The 508-nt window shown below is 66.1% G+C and carries 1 protein-coding gene; it reads left to right on the top strand.

The genetic code is table 11. From position 1 onward, the window contains the following. Positions 1-9 precede the first annotated feature (9 nt). The coding region (locus tag AC1DVA_RS29050) for a hypothetical protein (RefSeq protein ID WP_476808228.1) at positions 10-508 on the top strand (499 nt) is incomplete at its 3' end.

Genomic DNA, 508 nt, shown 5'->3' with positions numbered 1-508 from the left:
AGCGGCGCCATGGGTAGGCCGTGGGGAGGCGGGAAGCCGACGCCCGCCAGTTTCTTCGAACTCGATATCAGGTGGCTGAAGCGGCAGGGCATGCTGCGGCCCGGCAAGCTGTCCTGGGTGCGGGAAATCGTCAATGGCAGCCCGCGTGGCCTCCTGTCCTTCCTCGCCGGAGAGGGTGAAGGCGTCATCAATATCGCGGGCCATCGGCAGTGGATCGTGATCGAGGAAACGCCCGTTCATCTCGGCGGCACTCGCCCATGGTTCCGCTGTCCTCGATGCAGCCGGCTCGCGGCGAAGATCTACGGCTCGTCCCATGCCGGCGGCCCGGCTTTCACCTGTCGGTCCTGCAAGCGCATCGCCTATCCATCGCAGAACGAGGACAAGCGCTATCTATCGGTGCGGCGAGCGCAGCGGATCCGGGAGAGCCTGGGCGGTTCGCCCAACCTCACGCTGTCATTCCCGCCCAAGCCGAAGGGGATGCACTGGACGACCTATGACCGCGCCCACG

The sequence above is a fragment of the Allobosea sp. P4_C6 genome, assembly GCF_056402015.1.
Note: the sequence above shows the minus strand (reverse complement) of the source record. Positions and strands in the feature narration are given on the sequence as shown.